This is a genomic window from Aquimarina sp. 433, from assembly GCF_054054605.1.
Map to the genome: position 1 here is coordinate 1 of NZ_JBSWZK010000008.1, position 18,232 is coordinate 18,232.

Sequence of the window (18,232 nt, forward strand, 5' to 3'; positions counted from 1 at the left end):
ATGATATAACAACAGGGAAACATTGTGACTTTTATGAATATGGATGCTTGAGCTCACGCTCAAGATTACTATTTTTTTTCATGCGAGGCAAGCCTCGGGGTATTAAACCCTCCCAGAATAAAAAAGACAGCTAAAAAAGCTGTCTCTTCATAAGTAGGTAATGTAATCTCCGTAGTAGTTTTGAGGCTACTAATATTGTAATTTATTTTCCTCCTGCTAATAACACGAAGTTATTTTTAGATACTGGTGATACGTTATAACTCTTAACATTTTTCAGTGTCTTCATATATTTCTCAGCTTCCTGAAAAGCATTTTCCAAAGGACTTCTTGATATATCATTATTCAAAGTAATGGTCTTAGAAATTACAGCTCCATTCACATATTCGATGGTAATCTTCCATTTTTTAACAGAGTGAAAGTTCTTAGAACTTACAGACTTTTCTTCTTTTTTAGACTCTTTCCCCTTTTTGTTTTTATCATTTTCATTTATGGGATTCGTTGCAGAATATCCCAAGGAAACAATTAAAAGTGCAGCAATAAATGAGCGTTTCATAGGTGATGATTTTTGGTTTAGCTTGGAGCTAATATACATATATATATTTATTAATCAAATATATTTTTAATAAAATTTTATTTGTATATTAAAAATTCCCTTGTATATTTGAATTATGGTAAATAAGAATTTGAAAAGACTCCTTAAGAAAAGTAAAGGAGCCAAAACGGTATACGGTATTTCTAAGACATTAGGAGTTAGCCCGCAGGCAGGAGATTATGTAGTAAAGCGTAAAAACCTTGCTAAAGATTTTGAAAGACTACAAAAGATAGCTGACTATATGGAGGTAGAAATAAAGGATATTTTAGATTTAGATAAGAAATAATCAAAGACACTTTCATTAAAAGTTTGACGTCCATTCTATATTTTTAATAGGAAAATAAAGTATTTCCTAGATTTTGTTATATACCTATTTCACCTCTTTAAAAATAGGATTCAGGAATTATACTTATATTAGAAAAATAAATTGACTAGTTATATTTTTCTTTAATGAGGTTTTTGTTCTGTTTACTTATTGCTTGTTTACCCACCCAGCCTATCATTACACCTGACGCTTATATCGATATGTGGCAAATAGAAGGGGGCTCAATTATCGAAATTTATAAGGATGGGAACACTTTTTTTGGGAAAATAAAAACAAGAGCAAAAAACCCTATATCTAATTTTAATGGATTAGATAACAAAAATCCTAACCCTTCTTTAAGGAAGCGCCAACTTATTGGAATGGATATTCTAAATAATCTCACATATAATGAAGGCGAATTAACTGGAGGGACCATTTATAATGCTGATAGTGGAAAAACGTATGATGTAAAAGTTTGGATAGACCCCGATAATAAAGACATCTGTTTTATAAGAGCTTATAAGGGTATATTATTCAAGACGTTTGAAGCGAAACGAGTTCGAGATTAGAACTTTTGAAATGGAAATGCCAAAAATAAAAAATACCCATGTAGGGTATTTTTAATAATTGAATAAATATGGTACTTCTACCGGTAAACACAGACTTTTTATAGTATTTAACTTTTTTTACTAAAAAATCAAACGAACTGAATTTTTCATACAATTCGTTTGATTTGCTCTGAACAAACTTACTTGATAATTGTCGTAAAATTGTTCTGAATGGTGCACATTCACTAAAGGGTTAGTTCGAAAGAATTGGGGCCTTGATTGGGGCTTGTTGTTGTTTAAGATTTAATATAAATTCTTTTATTCTGATATTTTATCTAATGTTTCTTTCAAAGTATTCACTTGCGCATTTGTGAAATCCTTTCTCAAATATGGTCTAATTTGACTCATAATATTTCCTTCCTCTGGATAATGATGTAACCCAAGTGCATGTCCTATTTCATGTGGAGCTGTAGATGTGTATAAAAACTCATCTGTTATTAAAGCTCTCTTATCTTTTCCTATACCTGCAATTGCAACTGTATTGGATCTTTTCATAACATATATATTCATTCTATTGGTATTATAAAAGTCCTGAGTTTCTCTTAAAAACACTCTAGATTCCTCACCTCTATTGTCTTTTAAGTCATATAACTCATCGTTATATAGTGTTTTTACTTCTCCCATCTCTAACCCAATTCCATATCTATGAAAAAAGCTTCCATTTAAATTAGTAATAAAATGATTTTCATTTAGACCATAAGAAACTTTACTGGATTTGTTTGATGGTTGTACATATATAATATCTACTTTAATTACTTTATCTAGATTTTCAGAAAACACTTGTTCTATTTCATATGGTACATAATCATCTTCTGTAGCACAAGATGCAAAAATCGATAACACTAATAATACTCTTAAAAATTTCATGGCCTTCGTTGTTGTTGTTGTTGATTGATACTAAATTCATAAGAACAGAAGGAAAAAACCTACTTATTCTTTCTGGTTTTAATTAAGGAATATGATCCCTATTTAAATAAGCCTTCGTTAAGATTATTTCAGTTATTAAAAAGAACTTTTAAAATCTGATATTGATTTGTGTAATAATGATTGTGTCGATCGATCAATCCAAAGGTAGAAAATTATACAAACACAAAATAGGGTATTTTCCCCTATACGAAGTTTTAATAACATTGACTTTCAAACTGTTAATTACTTTTTTAACAAATATCATGTGTTAATGAAAAATGTTAATACTTGCTTAGTATTTTTTGATTAAGCCTTTTAAATATCATAGATCCGATGCTTTAACACTAAAATGTTAAAATTTTACCATTACGGTTAGACCGTAAATAAGCTACAGTTTAAATAAATCGTATTGAAATTGGTTGAAAACACAATTTTAACACAATAAAACAGTAATTTTAACAAAATTAACACGGTATTTCAACGATATTAAATTGTATTTCAACGAATTTTTTATGTTTTTCACCTAACAATTGTATTAAAATTCCTCTAAAAAGTTTAAAACAAACCAAATTATACTTCATAATGATGTTTGGTTTAACGTCTTTCTTTATTCCATCTGTTGATTTAAAAACGATAATAACTTTATTTATCGTTATTATTGTAACGTATATAAATATTTTAGCTTTGAAAAAGCTTTAGTCAAATTATGCACTCAAATAACATTCATAATTCACCTTATAACTTTGATAAACTCTGTATAGCTAATAACGGACTGACAAAATATGTTATTTTTAACCCTAAAGGTTCTCGGACTATCGATTTTTCAGATCCAAAATCTGTAAAAGAATTAAATAGAGCTATATTAATTCATCATTATAATCTGAAAGATTGGGATATCCCAGAAGGGTATCTATGTCCTCCAATACCAGGTCGAGCTGAGTATATTCATCATATTGCTGATTTAATCGAATATAAAAATATCAACACTCCTATTAAAGGTTTAGACATAGGAGTTGGAGCTAACTGTATTTATCCAATTCTGGGATCTCAAATATATAATTGGAAAATGGTAGGTTCAGATATTAATCCTACTGCGATATCAAGTGCTAGAAATAATATTAAACTTACACCTAATCTGGATAAAAAGATTGAAATTAGACATCAAACGAGTAATGCTTTTATTTTTGAAAATATCATAAAAGCAAAGGAGTACTATCATTTTACGATGTGCAATCCCCCATTTCATTCTTCAGAGCAAGAAGCTACCAAAGGCACTCTTAGGAAACTTAAAAATCTAAAGATCAAAGAGCCTAATCTTAATTTCGCCGGACAAGCCAATGAATTATGGTGCAATGGTGGCGAAGCACTCTTTATAAAACGAATGATTAAACAAAGCGTATCCTATAGAAATCAAGTAGGATGGTTCACCTCATTGGTTTCGAAAAAAGAAAACCTAACAAAAGTGTATAAACAACTCGATAAATTAAAGGCAATACACAAAACTGTTGATATGCCTATTGGAAATAAAATAAGTCGGTTTATCGCCTGGAAATTCCCAGAAATTTAAACCATCCTTATTCCGGTGGTCTTCCGTGTATTTCTTCAAATTTTTCATCAAAGTTTTCACGTAAGTAAGCATTCAGTTTTTTTCTATAATCATCTTTTAACCAAGATAAAAAATTATGGGTGCTTCTACTTATACATTTTGCATAACTCTGAATTCTGTGATCTATATCATCACCTAACATTTTTGCAAGTGCAATAGCATCATAGACATCTTCGCTATTCTCTATGCATATTTTGGCATGCTGAGCAATAGATCTTTCCAGTACAACCTTTGATGACTCTCCGTTTCGTACAGAATCTTTATAAGTTTCTTTAATATCAAAATATACTTCCTTAGAGTTTGCAAATTCTGCTCTTAACTCTTCTGGCATTTCATGTTTAAACTTACTCTCAATTTCCTCATCATTAAGAAGTTTATCCATATAATAATCAGGAGAATTAAATATTTTTTGCCAATCTAAATCTGCACCCCAAGGTCCAAACCTATGATAGTTATTTCCTAAATCAATTACATTAAATGTTGATTTATTTTTGAGTATACGTGATCCTCTTCCAATCATTTGATAATACAAGGTCAAGGATTTCGTCGCACGATTTAAAATAATAGTATCTACTGTAGGCTCATCAAAACCTGTAGTAAGAATACTTACTGAGGTAAGAATAGCATCTGGAGTTTCTTTAAACCATTGTAATATTTGTTTACGCTGTTTTTTTGTTGCTGTATTATCTAAATGAGCAATTGCATATCCAGCAGATCTAAACGTATCATATACATGCAATGATGTATTAATACCATTATTGAAGATCAAGGTCTTTTTACCCTTAGAATGTTTTTCATATGCTTGTAATAATTGACCAAGCATAGAACTATTGGTATATAAATCTTCAGAAGACTTCACAGTATAATCTCCATTGGATCCAACCTCTAAAGAGGTAAGCCCCATATTATAAGCAAATACTTCTGCTCTAGCCAAAAATTCATTTTCTATAAGAGATTCTATCGTTTCACCAACAATTAATTCATCATAATTATCTTTCATTGGTAGTTTTACATTAGAACTCAATGGAGTTGCTGTTACTCCTAAGATGAAAGATCTTTCAAAAAACTTAAATAATTTGGTAAATGAATTATAATGTGCCTCATCAATAATCACTAATCCTATATCAGAAATATCTAATTTGTCTTCATTCAACCTATTATTTAAGGTTTCCACCATTGCTACAAAGCAGCTATAATTAGCTTGATCATCTAAATTCGCTTTACTATCAACTACTTTATTCACCACTCCAAAACCAGTAAGCATACTAGAGGTTTGTTTACATAGTTCTATACGGTGTGTCATCACCAATACCTTCTTATTATGATGTTTAAGATATTGCCTAACAATCTCGGAAAAAATAACTGTTTTTCCTCCACCTGTAGGTAATTGGTACAACAAATGATAATCCTCTCTAGCATCTTCAAAACACTTAAAAATTTTATTTATAGCACCTTTTTGATAACTATATAAATCCTTACCAGTCTTTTTTTCCTGTAATTCCGTAGTTGAATCCGACATATTTTCTTATTTCTAGGGCTGCAAAACTAACTCCTTTTATGGATTTATGCAGATTATTTATCATAAAATATGTCAGGATTTTTTTATGGTTTGTCAATTACACAGAATCTATTTGATTTTTGGAGATTTTATTCTGTTAAAATTACGACGTCAAATTGTACTTCATCAGATAAAAGATTATCAGCTACACCACCGAAAATACTTCCTGAAGCATGCGTTATACCCCATTTTGTTCTATCAATTGCAAACTTTGTTTGAAACTTTACTCTACTATCATTTTCATCGATATTGGCATCAAATGATATCGTATTATTGATGTCTTTTATCATTAAATCTGCTTGTATTGTTACTTCAGAATTAGTCTTGTACAGTACTTCTCTAATATAAAGCCTAGCGATTGGATATTTCTCTGTATCAAAGAAGTCTTCATTTTTTAAATGATCTACTAATCCCTCATTATAACCACCATCTATATTTACAATAGTATTCATGTCTACAATAAACTCTCCTCCTACAATTTTATCGTCCTTTTTATAAAATTCGCCACTTGAAAATTTTACAGTACCATAATGACCACCTGTATGTAGTTTATTAAACCCTTCCCATCTTAGTGAGCTACTATCAACTGATATTTTCATTACAGTGATCGAATCTAATAATGATGTTGGATTTTGACCTATAATATCTATTAATTCAATATCATAATGTAATGTAGAGTCTGGATGCGGAAATGTTATATTACCTGTTCTTTTGCTTAAAGATGGAGGAACAATTAATTCTTTAATTTCACCTTTTTGCATTCCAAGCAAACCTTCTTCTACTCCTTTAATCACCTGATTTCCTCCCACTAGAATTTTCAATGGATTTTGTCTATTTCTAGAAGTATATACTAGAGAATCATTCATATATCTTGTTGTCTCGTGGATTAGTACTTCCTGACCAGCAATTACTTTAGGCCCATTACCCGCTTTTATAATTTTATACTTCAATCCTGAGTCTGTTGTTATATAATCATTTGATTCTGAACAAGCATATAGCGATGTAATGGTAATTATGGATAAATAGATTTTAACAAATAAATCACTCCATTTATTAGCTCGAATTCTTACTTTAGTCTTCATAGATATTATTTTTTGATTACTTGAAGCTAAAGTAGTTTTGGTATAGGATTACCTATATAAATGAGTTGTAAAAAAGTGTATCACAATTGTAAATAATATGTAAATAATAGAATAATAAGCCATATTCATGAAAAAAAAGGTAAAAGTAGTCGCTATTCTTATTGTTGTATTAATTGGATATATATCTATTTATAGTTTCTCTGCAAAACCTATATCTTTTTATCCTGAAAAAGTAAAAGTAGCTTTGAGATCAGTAGGAAACCAGTTGTTACTAAAAAATAATGACACTACCTCCTTAGTATTACCTATAAAAAGAATCTCCGATAAAACATATGAAATATCTTTTCAAAAGGAAATTGCCATTAATCCTGAAGAGTTGGTAGAGATTATAGATGTAGAATTGAAAAAAACGAAACTTCCACAAAATTACATTACAGAACTAATAGATTGTACTACTAAAGAAGTGTCTTACAGCTATGAAGTATTAGGCCCCATTGAAGAAAATAGTATTTCTTGTATCGGTAGAAATCTTCCAGAAAGCTGCTATACCATCAAAGTAATGATGCTAGATGATACCGATCACTCTTTATATGGTAGTGTAGGTAATGTATATACTTTTTCTCTATTAGTTTTACTTTTGATTGCAATGTCTAGCTTGACATTTTTCAAAAGAAAAGAACAAAATAACACTACAGAAGTGAACTCTAATCACAGGATTATTGGAGAATTTCTATTTTTTCCGGACCAACAAAAGCTAGTTAAAGATGAAACCGAAATTAGTTTAACAACTAAAGAAAGTGAAATTTTAAACTTACTTGCACGTCAACCGAATCAGATTATAAAAAGAGAACAACTTATCAAAGAAGTTTGGGAAGATAATGGAGTTATCGTTGGTAGAAGTTTAGATATGTTCATTTCCAAATTACGTAAAAAATTAACTAACAATGCTGAAGTTAAGATTGTAAACATTCATGGTGTTGGGTATAAGTTAGAAGTAACTACTAAAAACTAGACTACTTTATCTCATTAGGATTAAAAAAACAAGTGAATACTTAAAAACATAGAACATCTCACTAAACTACAAGTAAGATGTTCTATGTTCTAGATATATTAATGATGATGTTTTTGACCAAAGGGTTTAATAATAATGCCAACACTTAGGATAAAACCATCGGTTGGCGCATAAATTTCTGCAAAAGTTGGATTATCATTTGGTCCTGAAACTAATGGAGAAAATCTACTCTGTCTTCGATCCGTGAAATTTTCAAAATTCACAAAAACGGTGGCCCAATTAAAATTACGCATTCCTAAAAGCCCCATTTTAATAAAATCGGTAGTTTCAGTTCCATCGGATAATAATTGTCTTCCTATATAATACGATTCAAAACCTAATCTCCATTTTTCATTTTCATACATGATAACACTACCCGCATTATGTCTTGCAGTCAAAGGCTTTTGAGGATTACCATCTAGATAATTTAACCTAGTATCAATAAATGCATAGTTAAGAAACCACCTAAAGTCCTTATAACTAAATTTAATATTAGTTTCGGCTCCCCTACTAACAATATTATCATCAGCATTTTCATATTGAAAAAATCCAGTACCTGTATTTGTAAGTAACAATCCCTTCTGAATAGCGGTAATATAGAACAGTTGATTTACCGAAAAATTTATCTCATCAGTTAAATAGGTTTCGTAGTTAAAATCAAGATTTACGCCATAAGATCTTTCAGCCTCTAAATTATCCTTATCAATACCTAGTATGTTATTAAAATTGATAAATTCTGCTTCTTCGGTAAAAATATCAGGGATTTTATACCCTAGTCCTCCACCTATTCTACTAGAGAATGACTGATTAGCCTTGTATAGTAATGAAACTTTTGGTAATGGAAAAAACCCCCAATCCTTAGTATAATCTGCTCTAAAACCTGTTTCTAATATCCAATTATCAGTAAAATCATAGATATTATTTACAAATATTCCTGCAGTAAGATCACTTTGATCACGTTGTAAACCTATTGACTCTTCGTCAAAATCAGTAATATACAAATTAGCTCCAAAAACCCAGTCTGTTCTTTCTCCTATATTCTTATAAACAGCCTCTGTAAATGAGTTTAACTGGTTTCCTTTAAAATTAATGGTAGGTACTGTTAAATCCCTATCGAAATAGGAAAAACTATTTTTGATATAAAATGATTTTTCAGCATCAATGTTACTTTTGTATAAGGTTTGTGTACTTAAACGTCTTGAAATATTTTCTTCAGCATATAGATTATCTGCATTATTTTCTATAGCATCTAAATTACCTCCCAACCTATCATCATAGGTGGCATTAACTCCGAACCAAAAGGTTGTTTTATCCGATGGATAATAAAAAAACTTTGGGTTAATAGCAATTGATTTTGTTTCAGGAAGATTACTAAACTCATCATCATCTGGATCGAAAGCCTTTTGGTAATGACCAGATCCGTATAAAGTGACTCCAAACTTTTCATTCCTTTTACTATAAAACACATTTCCTGTAGTTCCTAAAGCATGAGTCTGTGTTAACATAATATCCATATCTGGCTCTTCTTCTGGTGTTTTAGAAATTAAATTTACTAAACCAGCGATCGCACCACCACCATAAAGTGTAGAAGAACTTCCTTTAATAATCTCAAACTGCTTTAAATCCAAAGGAGGAATATGTAGAATACTTAAACCACTAGAAAAACCAGAATACAAAGGAAAACCATCTCTTAGAAGTTGTGTATATCTTCCATCAAGACCTTGAATTCTTATATTAGCATTTCCACTACTTAATGAAGTTTGTTGCATTTGTATTCCTGTACTTTCTCTCAATACCATAGAAATATTGGTAGCATTCATTGCATTCTTTTCGCTTAACTCTTCTCCTCCAATAAATTCAATTCTAGTAGGAATTCTTTTAAAAGTTCTTGTGCTACGATTAGATTCCAAAATTACTTCTTCTAGCGCTTCTCCATCCTCATGAAGATAAACTGTTAAGATCTCTGGATAAGGTATTTCAATCGTGTTTTCAATAGATTTAAAACCCAAAAAAGACACTTTATACACGTATGTTCCTTTTGGAATATCATTTATTACGGCAATACCATCTAAGTCAGTGATACTACCTTTATCTATATCTTTTAAATAAACTGTTGCACCAATTAGTGGTTCATTTGTATCTTCTGATAATACTTTTATCGTAATACTATGTGTTTGCCCATTTACATATGCAAATGAGAAAATAAGGAGCACAACACTCCATATTGTATTTTTCATTATGAAATAAAAATTAAAATTAGTTTATGTATCTATAAATAGAATTCGAATGAATTCAATTAAAAATTAGGACATAAACCGTGGCGGCTGCCATATATCAGAAAGAAAGTGATATATATATTGTGGTTGAATTGTGAAATCATCTTTAGAAATAATTTCAGGTTTTATTTCTAAAACATATTGTTTTTGTAATTCATAGGTAATGGTTACCCCACAACATAGACATATGCAAAGTTCCGAACAAGAATCTTCCTCATCATGAGAATGATCATGATCTCCATAAAATGAAAATTTACCCTCTTCATTTATCTCAAAAGCATCTTCGCATGGTTTTATTGTTAAACCAAGTATGAAAATGGATAAAAGGACACAAAAAAATCTCATATCTTTTGCAAAGATAAATGAAAAGAAAATTGAGACGATTAAAGTTGATGAATTTTTATGGGAAAATACTTTTACATTATGAACTGTAACAATTTATGATCTAAAGCTTCTTATAAAATATAATACAGAGAACTATATCCTATATTAATCATAAAAACAAATAATTATTAGCTGGTTGCATTTAAATAAATGAAGAAAATAAATACTATAAAAAAAGAAATTTTTCCTGCATTATTGGTATATATATTCACTTGGTTTCTTAGCATAACACTTGTTATAATTGGCGCTATGAATCAAGGGCTTACATTTTCAGAATCTTTCGAAATATTTGGAAATGCTTTGGTTAAAACAAGGTTTGCCATTGTAATACACATTTTCTTTGTGATATTATTTCTAATCTATTTAGTCTTAAGATATTTTATAAGAGTTTACAAAAAAAGAGGTTTCAAAATAATGTCTAAACAATTTTCAGTACGACTTCTGATGCCTTTAGTTTTAATTTTTGGAATTTATAAACTCTTAATCTTTAAAAACAGTTTTGAGAATTTTGATTACAATTGGATACAAACGGTTGAAAACAATACAGGAATCTCTAAAGATTTGTATCAAAAGGATGGAAAACATCGTGGTATGAGTGTTTTTGGTTGGTTTAATGAAGATTTTGATGCAATTGATGATCTTATTAAAACGAACATAGAATGGGTAGCAGTAGTCCCATTTTTAGATCAAGAAAACGAAGAATCTATGGAAATGCGGATTCCTAAAGAAATTGGTAAATGGTCAAAAAGAGATAGTCTTCATCTAAGAACCATAGCAGCACTTCGAGAGAACAACATACATGTCATGCTAAAACCACACCTGTGGTTAGGTACTGGTTGGAGATCCAATATAAACCATGCTAAGAAAGAGAACTGGGATATTTGGTTTGAGTCTTATCGTAAAAATATGCTGCATTACGCTAAAATGGCAGCAGATACAAATGTTGAATTATTTTGTATTGGCACAGAATTGCGAAGTTCATTGGAAAATCAACCAAAAAAATGGATCGAATTAGTTAAAGAAATTAAAAATGTATATCAAGGTAAGCTAACGTATGCAGCGAATTGGGATGGTGAGTTTGAGAATGTTGAATTTTGGGATGAATTAGATTATATTGGTATCCAGGCGTATTTCCCTTTAACTGAAGTCTCATCGCCCGATCTAGATGTAATCAAAAAGGGTTGGGAAAGATATACAAAAACGCTATCAAGTTTATCCAAAAAACATGATAAACCAATCTTGTTTACTGAAGTAGGTTATAAAAGCGAAGTTTCTGCTACCATTAAACCATGGGAATGGGGATCAGCATTTAGTATCTTATCTAAGCAAAAGTCTGACAAAACACAACAACTCGCCTACCAAGCGCTTTTTGAAGAATTTTGGGACAAAGAATGGTTTGCAGGATCATATATTTGGCAATGGAACATACAATCTAAAAAAGAAAATGCGCCTACCAATTTAGATTTTTCTCCAAGATTTAAACCAGCGGAAAATACTATTGCTAAATGGTATGGAACAACTGGTAAAGAGTAACTACAGAGATATAAAGCTAACTTACACCCTACTCATATAGATAGTATTTGATCAATATTTAAAAAATGCAACCAAAATGTTGCGTATTAAATAATTTTGATTAAATTAGCAACCGTAAAGTTGCATAATATTAATCATTTAAAAAACGAACATCATGAAAGATCGAATTATCAAAGAACGTATTCTTAAACATCCAATTGACAAAATATGGAATGCTATTACCAAACAAGAAGAAATATCCAATTGGTTTCTACCTGCTGATTTCAATGCTGAAGTAGGTTACCATTATACCTTTAACTCACCTGATAAAGAAAATTGCGAACCTATTATTGGCATTATTAAACAAGCAACACCTTACACCCTAATCTATACTTGGAAGATTGAAGGTACCGACGTAGATACCATAGTGAAATGGGAACTTACTGAAACTTCTGAAGGCACTAAATTGGTATTAGAACATTCAGGGATTTCTAATTATGCTGGTACAACAGCTATTGAAATGTATACCAGTTTTAATGGTGGATGGGATAACTGCTTAACTGGTCTTTTAAATTATTTAATTCAAGAAGTTCATGCAGGATAAAATCACTCGTATATTGAAGGCTATTGCAGATCCCACAAGACGCGAAATTTTTCACGCTCTTGTTGTTACAGCAACCGCGCTTCCTATCACTCAGGTATCTAGTCAATTCGACATTAGTAGACAGGGTGTTACTAAACATTTAAAAACGCTTGAAGATGCTGGTCTGATTACTATAAGTACAAGAGGAAGAGAACGCTTTTGTAGTGCAGATACCAAACCACTTATAGAAGTTAGCAAATGGTTAAAATTCTATGAAAAATTCTGGGATGACTCCCTAGACAATTTAGGATCTTATTTAGATCAAAGTTCTTAATAGCATAAGATCTAATTCAAGCCAATAGCATCATATATTTGTACCTTATTCCAAAGAAAAGAAGCTTCTTCAATAAATAAAAGATGAGCATCTTCTTTTTGGTATAAATCCTGTTCTTCTTTAGAAGAAAAAGTTACAACAATATTATAGGTATAGGTATTATCTACTACTTCCCTATCTGTTCCTGCGGGAGTTCCCACAAAATTGGTTTTTGCGTATTTAGAGGTTTTTAAAAATTTATCTAACGCAACTTCAAATTTCTTTCTATCGTCTGGATTATTTGGATTTTTAAGCCAAATATATACTGAATGAACAAAATGCTTGTCAAATACCTCTTCTCTATTATTGCAAGACGATACTGATAAAATCATTACACTAATCAATAATAAACAGCATACACGATATACTTTGTTCCATTGCCTTAAGAGATTCATATTATAAAAATTAGTTAGTTTTTAAATTTACAAAAACTAACTGTTGTTTACATAAAATAAAAGATTAAACGAGTAATAATTCTATAGACGTAATACATAATTTTGGTATTACAATGTTTATAACTACATTGTTTTTACAAAACAACTTAATAACCAATCAATTATGAATACAAATATCAAAATCCCCATCTGGTTCTGGATTATAAGCGTTATTGCATTATTATGGAATCTTATGGGAGTGATGGCCTATTTGGCACAGGCATACATGACTGATGAGATCTTAAAAACGATGCCAGAAGCAGATCAAAACTTTTATAACAATATTCCCGCGTGGGTAACTGCCGTTTTTGCAATAGCTGTGTTTTCTGGAACTCTTGGATCTATTGCATTACTAATAAAGAAAAAATGGGCTATCATATTGTTTATCATTTCCTTAGTAACTGTACTTGCCCAACAATTTTATAATTTCTTTATTCAGGATTTTGTAGCATTAACTGGTCAACGAATTTATATGCCTATTTGTATTGTGGTATTTGGAGCATTCCTAATTTGGTTCTCTAAATATGCAAACAATAAAGGATGGATTTCATAAAACCTATAATTCCTTTTAAACAAAAGCAGTATTTAAATTAATACTGCTTTTGTTTTGTATAAAGCTATCTACATCTTATTCCTCTAGATCTTTAAGGATATTCTCTGCTGCTTCCATGTTTTTACCATATATCTTTTTTACCCACTTTGCGAAGAATATGAAAAAGATAATCCCAAAAGGTATAAAAAATGCTATTGACCAAAGTTTATCTACATCATCAAACAAGTCCTTCCCTCCTATTATTTTTGAGGTAACCGGAAGAATTAAAAATATCAATAAAAAACTCAAATAATATGAAGCTTTTTGAAGTGATTGGAATTGTTTTTTGTGTTTTGTATAGGTAATTAATGTATCCTTATATGTATTTTCATAAAAATTAATACTACTCATTTTATTAATGGATCGCAATGACAAAACTGGCAGTACTAATAATATAATGGCACAGCTAATTCCAAATACTGCATTATACCAAGTATCAAGGGTGTTTAACTTTACAATTATTAAAATAGCCATTGCATAACAAATAATAGTTCCTAAAATCTCTGGATAGGCAATTTTGTTCCATTTTTTTCTGTATCGCTCCTGTGTCATCATAATAATCATTTTATCGGTTAATTTTTTTTGTTTTTCTAATTGGTCACTTATATCAGACCATACTGTTTGCATTTCCTCTAATTCCATCCCCATTTATTTTTTAATTATTTGCGTCTTCAATTTTTGCTTTATTCTAGAAATACGTGTTCCAACATTCGTAGCACTTAATCCAGTAATTGTGGCTATCTCTTCATACTTTTTTCCCTCTAATAGTAATAAAATCAAACCTTTTTCGAGATCATTAAGCATTTTTATATGAGCATATACAACCTTTAATTTCTCTTCGAATTCCGTATCGTAATTCTCTGTCTGTTTCAATACTACCTGATCAATCCCGACTTTGCTTCCTTTTCTTTTTTCCTTTCTTAATCTAGTTATTGCAGTATTTAAGGCAACTCTATACATCCAGGTACTAATTTTGGCGTCGCCTCTAAAACTATCATAGGCTTTCCATAATTGATACACTATTTCCTGATACAAATCCTGTTGGTCTTCAGATTGATCTGTATACACGGTTGTTATTTTGAAAATAACACCTTCATTTTGTTTTATAATGCGAGTAAATTCTTCTTCCTTACTCATTTTTAGATTCCATTTTCTATATAAGTATACCTTATGATTAAAAAATCACATTATTTCTAAAAAAAATTGTAAAAACTTTTATATGAAGTTATAAAAAGTAGTGGAAACCACTTAAAAAACGGTAGATCATCGAATAAAAATGGATGAAAAAATTATTCCTTTACTACTATTAAAGTAGCTTTTACACCTGTTGTAAGGTTCCATTCATTAGCGGTAATGATATTACCCTGGTCATCATGAAGTTGGAATTCTGCGGTATTTGGACCAGAAGTACCTTGATTTAAAGCTTGAATATCGATTTTATTAAAACCTTTTATAAGATCAATTTTAAAACCCTGAAAAACAGCATCTAAATAAACACTAGAACGGATAACATCATCGTTCAAAAAGATTCGTACTAAATCTCCGTCTACTGATTCATGGTCCCTATAAATAAGATAAACAAACTCTGAATTACTTTTAAAATCACCCAAGTACTGGTCTGATTTATATTCTTCCTTTATTTCTTTATCTTTTTGAAACCATTTAGGAACTGACTTAAAATTTGGTTTTAAAAGTCCATTATTACCTGTCATATCAAAAGGTTTCTGCGTTCTATTAAATCGAATAGAATCTTCTAAGCTGGTATATAAAGAAAAGTTGTTTTTAGGTTTTGTTAAACCCGGAGTAAGTTTATAAGTACTGGTTTTTAAATCACTGTTTTTGTCTATTTGTAAAGATGAAATAGGTTTTTCTATTTGTGCCTGTAGCGTAGCTACAAACCACAAAAAAAATATCGATATAACAGTTGATTTCGTCTTCATTCTTCCTTTATGCCATATAGTCGTTAAAGATAACTAATCCCTTACTTTTTTCTGTTAATTACTTTCAAAAACTCTACCAAACTACGAATAAACCGTACAAAACATCAAAAATCACATATTAACAAAAAAAACACCCGTTGATACTTGTAAGATAAATCCGATATTTATTATTTTGTTATAAAAAACAACCCATGTATATTTTCCCTATAATAATTGTTCTTTTAGCAGTAGTCATTTTTTTAGGTTTTCGATATATCAGTTTAGCATCTAAACTTAAACGGAAAAATGATGAATTAAGTACTTTAATTAGTTCTACAGAAAAAAAAGAACAAAAAAATCAAGAGTTTATTTCTTCTTTGAGTCAAGAATTAAGAACTCCGTTATACGGAATTATGGGATTAACCAATATTTTGGTAAATGAACACCCAGAATTGTCGGATAATAAAAATCTTAAATCCCTAAAGTTTTCTGGAGATTATCTATTAACGCTCATCAATAATGTATTACAGGTTAATGTGCTGGAAACTGAAAAAATAGAGGTTGATAAGCAGCAGATTGATCTTAGAGAACTAACTCAAAATGTGGTTAATTCTTTTAGTTACGCTACCGAAAATAGTGGTAATACACTAAATTTAGAGTTCGATGATGAAATTCCAGAAAAGCTTATTGGAAATTCTTCTATCCTTTCACAAATTTTAATGAACTTGATTAGTAACGCCTTACGCTTTACTAAAAATGGAAATATTGTTTTTTCTGTCAATTTAATTACCAAAAAAGGAAGTATGAATAATATTTCTTTTAAAATTAAGCATGATGGAAACGAGATTACAAAAGAAGATGAAAGATCTATATACCAAGAGTTTATTGATATTGATAAGGTGAAAAAATCGTATTTAGGAAGTGGACTTAATTCATTAATCGTAAGAGGATTGGCTAAATCTATTGAAGGAGAAATTATCGTACAAAATAATTCTCATGCAGGATCTGAATATGCGTTTGTAGTAGACTTAGAAACTGTGAACGAAAATGCGAGCACAAATAATGAGTCTACAGGGAATGAAAAACAAAAAGCACTAATAGTTGATGACAATAAACTAAATTTATTAGTAGCTAATAAAATTTTATCCAAAGAAAATTTTGAATGCACAACAATAGATAACGGGTTTGATGCTATTGAACTTGCCAAAGATAATTCTTACGACATTATTTTAATGGATATAAACATGCCTAAACTTAATGGTATAGGAACCACAAAAAGAATACGAGAATTTGATCATAAAACACCTATTATTGCACTAACTGCTGTAGATGTGACTCAGTTAAATAGACAGATTATGCAAGCGGGTTTAAACGACTATATATTAAAACCTTATGATAAGAATATCTTATTAGAAATGATCCATAAACATATACCGAATAGTTTTTAGTAAATAACTATTTCTTGTCCGATATTTAGTACTGAATTATATCTTATTTCATTAATCTTACAGATTTCCGAAACTTCAATGTCATGTTTCCTAGCGATACCATGCAATGTATCTCCTTTCTGAACAACATAAACACTTCTAGTAGTTGGCTCTTCAATTATTTTCTCTATCGTTTGTTGAACTACTATTTTACTTTTTCTTGTAGAACGATGTGATCTAGGCGTCATCCACTTTTTGGTAACCGCAATTTGTTCAGACCTTACTTTGGTATTTTCAGAGAAATCAAAAAGATATTCAGGATGTATGCTTTTACCATGGTAGCGCACTTCCAAATGTAAATGACTTCCTCTAGCATTCCCAGATACTCCACCTTTACCGATAACTTGTCCTTTTTCTACAAGATCATTTTCTTTTACCATATATTTAGAAAGATGAGCATAAACGGTTTCTAAACCATTTTCATGTCTTATAACTACCGTTTTTCCATGACCAGAATGTCGTCTTGCATATCTAACTTTCCCACCAAGTAAAGCTTTTACATTATCGCCTGTCTGAAGATCAATATCTATACCTTGATGTGCTCTTCCTCTTCTCCAACCATACCTAGAGGTAACCACCATTTTATGATCAACAGGTGAAGAGAATACAGAATCCTTAAAATGAAGCAAAAAAGGACGTTTATCGAATTTCTTTTTCAAAAAAGTATTGAAAACCTTGGTATTCCAATTTTCATCATATACGCTTGTGATGATTTCCTTATTTATAACTCCTTCTTCTTCGTTATTCTGAGTAATAATATATTGCCGATTAACCTTGTAGATAGGCAAATATGTCTTCTTACCATCTAAGACCAATTCTTTGTAATCCAATAAAACTTTAGCCTTAGTATTATCGGAATATTGTGCAAACAAAGATGAAGTAGCTATACCGACTAGAGTTAATAAGAACGTGAGTTTCCCTTTATTCAAAAACATGAATGTCAAAAATTTTAAATCCTAAGTAAT

The 18,232-nt window shown here is 30.3% G+C and carries 20 protein-coding genes; 9 read left to right on the forward strand and 11 right to left on the reverse strand.

Annotation, left to right across the window (positions count from 1 at the left end):
• Positions 1 to 202 precede the first annotated feature (202 nt).
• On the reverse strand, positions 203 to 553 hold the full coding sequence (locus tag ACWNT5_RS16095) for a hypothetical protein (protein WP_299601596.1): 351 nt from the start codon (positions 551 to 553) through the stop codon (positions 203 to 205).
• 130 nt (positions 554 to 683) lie between these two features.
• Between ACWNT5_RS16095 and ACWNT5_RS16100 the strand changes: the two genes are divergently transcribed.
• Together ACWNT5_RS16100 and ACWNT5_RS16105 are read left to right on the forward strand one after the other, a co-directional pair.
• Positions 684 to 878: a hypothetical protein gene (locus tag ACWNT5_RS16100; RefSeq protein WP_299601598.1), complete on the forward strand. Its 195-nt coding sequence runs from the start codon at positions 684 to 686 to the stop codon at positions 876 to 878.
• Positions 879 to 1,042: 164 nt separating this feature from the next.
• Positions 1,043 to 1,465 (forward strand): DUF2147 domain-containing protein, encoded by a 423-nt coding sequence (locus tag ACWNT5_RS16105; protein ID WP_299601600.1) that lies wholly within the window; start codon positions 1,043 to 1,045, stop codon positions 1,463 to 1,465.
• Between the two features lie 297 nt (positions 1,466 to 1,762).
• On the opposite strand, the gene ACWNT5_RS16110 is transcribed toward ACWNT5_RS16105, so the two are convergent.
• Positions 1,763 to 2,371, reverse strand: coding sequence for a matrixin family metalloprotease (locus tag ACWNT5_RS16110; RefSeq protein WP_299601602.1), 609 nt, complete (start codon positions 2,369 to 2,371; stop codon positions 1,763 to 1,765).
• Between the two features lie 745 nt (positions 2,372 to 3,116).
• Here ACWNT5_RS16110 and rlmF point away from each other — a divergent pair.
• On the forward strand, positions 3,117 to 3,977 hold the full coding sequence (gene rlmF / locus ACWNT5_RS16115) for a 23S rRNA (adenine(1618)-N(6))-methyltransferase RlmF (RefSeq protein WP_299601605.1): 861 nt from the start codon (positions 3,117 to 3,119) through the stop codon (positions 3,975 to 3,977).
• A 7-nt stretch (positions 3,978 to 3,984) separates the two neighbouring features.
• Here the strand turns inward: rlmF and ACWNT5_RS16120 are convergent, their stop codons facing one another.
• Together ACWNT5_RS16120 and ACWNT5_RS16125 are read right to left on the reverse strand one after the other, a co-directional pair.
• Complete coding sequence (locus ACWNT5_RS16120) at positions 3,985 to 5,535, reverse strand: DEAD/DEAH box helicase (RefSeq protein ID WP_456517917.1); 1,551 nt, start codon at positions 5,533 to 5,535, stop codon at positions 3,985 to 3,987.
• Between the two features lie 128 nt (positions 5,536 to 5,663).
• Positions 5,664 to 6,656, reverse strand: a complete 993-nt coding sequence (locus ACWNT5_RS16125; protein ID WP_456517918.1) for a YceI family protein — start codon at positions 6,654 to 6,656, stop codon at positions 5,664 to 5,666.
• 127 nt (positions 6,657 to 6,783) lie between these two features.
• Here ACWNT5_RS16125 and ACWNT5_RS16130 point away from each other — a divergent pair, with 127 nt between their 5' ends.
• Complete coding sequence (locus ACWNT5_RS16130; protein ID WP_456517919.1) at positions 6,784 to 7,668, forward strand: winged helix-turn-helix domain-containing protein; 885 nt, start codon at positions 6,784 to 6,786, stop codon at positions 7,666 to 7,668.
• A 98-nt stretch (positions 7,669 to 7,766) separates the two neighbouring features.
• On the opposite strand, the gene ACWNT5_RS16135 is transcribed toward ACWNT5_RS16130, so the two are convergent.
• The gene (locus tag ACWNT5_RS16135; RefSeq protein WP_299601623.1) at positions 7,767 to 9,944 is read right to left on the reverse strand and encodes a TonB-dependent receptor; all 2,178 of its coding nucleotides are present in this window, start codon (positions 9,942 to 9,944) and stop codon (positions 7,767 to 7,769) included.
• A 66-nt stretch (positions 9,945 to 10,010) separates the two neighbouring features.
• Positions 10,011 to 10,328, reverse strand: a complete 318-nt coding sequence (locus tag ACWNT5_RS16140) for a DUF6660 family protein (RefSeq protein ID WP_299601626.1) — start codon at positions 10,326 to 10,328, stop codon at positions 10,011 to 10,013.
• Positions 10,329 to 10,517: 189 nt separating this feature from the next.
• On the opposite strand from ACWNT5_RS16140, the gene ACWNT5_RS16145 reads away from it, so the two are divergent.
• The 3 genes from ACWNT5_RS16145 (at position 10,518) to ACWNT5_RS16155 (ending at position 12,796) form a co-directional block, all read left to right on the forward strand.
• Positions 10,518 to 11,900: a glycoside hydrolase family 113 gene (locus tag ACWNT5_RS16145; RefSeq protein WP_299601631.1), complete on the forward strand. Its 1,383-nt coding sequence runs from the start codon at positions 10,518 to 10,520 to the stop codon at positions 11,898 to 11,900.
• A gap of 154 nt (positions 11,901 to 12,054) precedes the next feature.
• Positions 12,055 to 12,483, forward strand: a complete 429-nt coding sequence (locus ACWNT5_RS16150; protein ID WP_299601636.1) for an SRPBCC family protein — start codon at positions 12,055 to 12,057, stop codon at positions 12,481 to 12,483.
• The gene (locus tag ACWNT5_RS16155; RefSeq protein WP_299601640.1) at positions 12,473 to 12,796 is read left to right on the forward strand and encodes an ArsR/SmtB family transcription factor; all 324 of its coding nucleotides are present in this window, start codon (positions 12,473 to 12,475) and stop codon (positions 12,794 to 12,796) included. The genes ACWNT5_RS16150 and ACWNT5_RS16155 overlap by 11 nt, the downstream gene beginning before the upstream one ends.
• An 11-nt stretch (positions 12,797 to 12,807) precedes the next feature.
• Here ACWNT5_RS16155 and ACWNT5_RS16160 read toward each other — a convergent pair whose 3' ends face one another.
• The gene (locus ACWNT5_RS16160; RefSeq protein ID WP_299601644.1) at positions 12,808 to 13,230 is read right to left on the reverse strand and encodes a Dabb family protein; all 423 of its coding nucleotides are present in this window, start codon (positions 13,228 to 13,230) and stop codon (positions 12,808 to 12,810) included.
• A 163-nt stretch (positions 13,231 to 13,393) separates the two neighbouring features.
• On the opposite strand from ACWNT5_RS16160, the gene ACWNT5_RS16165 reads away from it, so the two are divergent.
• Positions 13,394 to 13,822 carry a hypothetical protein gene (locus ACWNT5_RS16165; RefSeq protein ID WP_299601647.1) on the forward strand — a complete coding sequence of 143 codons (429 nt, stop codon included), beginning with the start codon at positions 13,394 to 13,396 and terminating at the stop codon, positions 13,820 to 13,822.
• Between the two features lie 75 nt (positions 13,823 to 13,897).
• Here ACWNT5_RS16165 and ACWNT5_RS16170 read toward each other — a convergent pair whose 3' ends face one another.
• The 3 genes from ACWNT5_RS16170 to ACWNT5_RS16180 all read right to left on the reverse strand — a co-directional run bounded on the left by ACWNT5_RS16170 (position 13,898) and on the right by ACWNT5_RS16180 (position 15,801).
• The gene (locus ACWNT5_RS16170; RefSeq protein WP_456517920.1) at positions 13,898 to 14,503 is read right to left on the reverse strand and encodes a hypothetical protein; all 606 of its coding nucleotides are present in this window, start codon (positions 14,501 to 14,503) and stop codon (positions 13,898 to 13,900) included.
• Positions 14,504 to 14,509: 6 nt separating this feature from the next.
• Positions 14,510 to 14,998 carry an RNA polymerase sigma factor gene (locus tag ACWNT5_RS16175; protein ID WP_299601652.1) on the reverse strand — a complete coding sequence of 163 codons (489 nt, stop codon included), beginning with the start codon at positions 14,996 to 14,998 and terminating at the stop codon, positions 14,510 to 14,512.
• A gap of 152 nt (positions 14,999 to 15,150) precedes the next feature.
• On the reverse strand, positions 15,151 to 15,801 hold the full coding sequence (locus tag ACWNT5_RS16180; protein WP_299601655.1) for a hypothetical protein: 651 nt from the start codon (positions 15,799 to 15,801) through the stop codon (positions 15,151 to 15,153).
• A 191-nt stretch (positions 15,802 to 15,992) separates the two neighbouring features.
• Here ACWNT5_RS16180 and ACWNT5_RS16185 point away from each other — a divergent pair, with 191 nt between their 5' ends.
• Positions 15,993 to 17,228: a response regulator gene (locus ACWNT5_RS16185; protein ID WP_299601658.1), complete on the forward strand. Its 1,236-nt coding sequence runs from the start codon at positions 15,993 to 15,995 to the stop codon at positions 17,226 to 17,228.
• Here ACWNT5_RS16185 and ACWNT5_RS16190 read toward each other — a convergent pair.
• A complete protein-coding gene (locus tag ACWNT5_RS16190) occupies positions 17,225 to 18,202 on the reverse strand; it encodes a M23 family metallopeptidase (protein WP_299601660.1) in 978 nt (325 codons plus the stop codon). The genes ACWNT5_RS16185 and ACWNT5_RS16190 overlap by 4 nt on opposite strands.
• Between the last annotated feature and the right edge of the window lie 30 nt (positions 18,203 to 18,232).

Bases quoted from the DNA above. Each gene is read 5' to 3' on its own strand.
- ACWNT5_RS16095 (WP_299601596.1), bottom strand. From the start codon at position 553: ATGAAACGCTCATTTATTGCTGCACTTTTAATTGTTTCCTTGGGATAT.
- ACWNT5_RS16105 (WP_299601600.1), top strand. From the start codon at position 1,043: ATGAGGTTTTTGTTCTGTTTACTTATTGCTTGTTTACCCACCCAGCCT.
- ACWNT5_RS16110 (WP_299601602.1), bottom strand. From the start codon at position 2,371: ATGAAATTTTTAAGAGTATTATTAGTGTTATCGATTTTTGCATCTTGT.
- rlmF (WP_299601605.1), top strand. From the start codon at position 3,117: ATGCACTCAAATAACATTCATAATTCACCTTATAACTTTGATAAACTC.
- ACWNT5_RS16120 (WP_456517917.1), bottom strand. From the start codon at position 5,535: ATGTCGGATTCAACTACGGAATTACAGGAAAAAAAGACTGGTAAGGAT.
- ACWNT5_RS16125 (WP_456517918.1), bottom strand. From the start codon at position 6,656: ATGAAGACTAAAGTAAGAATTCGAGCTAATAAATGGAGTGATTTATTT.
- ACWNT5_RS16130 (WP_456517919.1), top strand. From the start codon at position 6,784: ATGAAAAAAAAGGTAAAAGTAGTCGCTATTCTTATTGTTGTATTAATT.
- ACWNT5_RS16135 (WP_299601623.1), bottom strand. From the start codon at position 9,944: ATGAAAAATACAATATGGAGTGTTGTGCTCCTTATTTTCTCATTTGCA.
- ACWNT5_RS16140 (WP_299601626.1), bottom strand. From the start codon at position 10,328: ATGAGATTTTTTTGTGTCCTTTTATCCATTTTCATACTTGGTTTAACA.
- ACWNT5_RS16145 (WP_299601631.1), top strand. From the start codon at position 10,518: ATGAAGAAAATAAATACTATAAAAAAAGAAATTTTTCCTGCATTATTG.
- ACWNT5_RS16150 (WP_299601636.1), top strand. From the start codon at position 12,055: ATGAAAGATCGAATTATCAAAGAACGTATTCTTAAACATCCAATTGAC.
- ACWNT5_RS16155 (WP_299601640.1), top strand. From the start codon at position 12,473: ATGCAGGATAAAATCACTCGTATATTGAAGGCTATTGCAGATCCCACA.
- ACWNT5_RS16160 (WP_299601644.1), bottom strand. From the start codon at position 13,230: ATGAATCTCTTAAGGCAATGGAACAAAGTATATCGTGTATGCTGTTTA.
- ACWNT5_RS16165 (WP_299601647.1), top strand. From the start codon at position 13,394: ATGAATACAAATATCAAAATCCCCATCTGGTTCTGGATTATAAGCGTT.
- ACWNT5_RS16170 (WP_456517920.1), bottom strand. From the start codon at position 14,503: ATGGAATTAGAGGAAATGCAAACAGTATGGTCTGATATAAGTGACCAA.
- ACWNT5_RS16175 (WP_299601652.1), bottom strand. From the start codon at position 14,998: ATGAGTAAGGAAGAAGAATTTACTCGCATTATAAAACAAAATGAAGGT.
- ACWNT5_RS16180 (WP_299601655.1), bottom strand. From the start codon at position 15,801: ATGAAGACGAAATCAACTGTTATATCGATATTTTTTTTGTGGTTTGTA.
- ACWNT5_RS16185 (WP_299601658.1), top strand. From the start codon at position 15,993: ATGTATATTTTCCCTATAATAATTGTTCTTTTAGCAGTAGTCATTTTT.
- ACWNT5_RS16190 (WP_299601660.1), bottom strand. From the start codon at position 18,202: ATGTTTTTGAATAAAGGGAAACTCACGTTCTTATTAACTCTAGTCGGT.